Annotated in this window: 1 pseudogene; it reads left to right on the top strand. The window is 43.7% G+C overall.

Features of this window, described 5'->3' with window-relative positions:
* Positions 1-2 precede the first annotated feature (2 nt).
* A pseudogene (locus FS628_RS30225) lies at positions 3-350 on the top strand (polyribonucleotide nucleotidyltransferase); the annotation flags it as partial.

The following is a 350-nucleotide window of genomic DNA, read 5'->3' as shown; positions in this document are numbered from 1 at the left end:
GGGTGAAAGTTGGAGGTATTAATGGGGAGTTCATGATTAATGGAACGATTGGAGAGGTTGAAGTGAGTGAAGTTGAGTTGGTGGTTGGAGGAAGTAAAGATGGCATGATGATGGTTGAGGGTGAAGCTAAGGAATTAGGGGAAGAAGTAATGGTTGAAGGAATGATGTTGGGCGATGAGGAGATGAAAAAGATTGTTGGGGTAATGGAAGAAGTGGTAGAAGTTGGGGGTAAAGAAAAAATGGGTGTTAAGTTGGATGCGGTTAATGGTGAAGTGAAGAGGAGTGTAGGTGATTTTGGAAGGGGTGGTGTGGTTGAAGGGGTTAAAATTGGTGAGAAGGATGGTGGTGAA

The sequence above is a fragment of the Paenibacillus xylanexedens genome (assembly GCF_007676705.1).
Taxonomy (GTDB): Bacteria; Bacillota; Bacilli; order Paenibacillales; family Paenibacillaceae; genus Paenibacillus; species Paenibacillus xylanexedens_C.
This window is presented reverse-complemented; position numbering and strand designations above follow the sequence as displayed.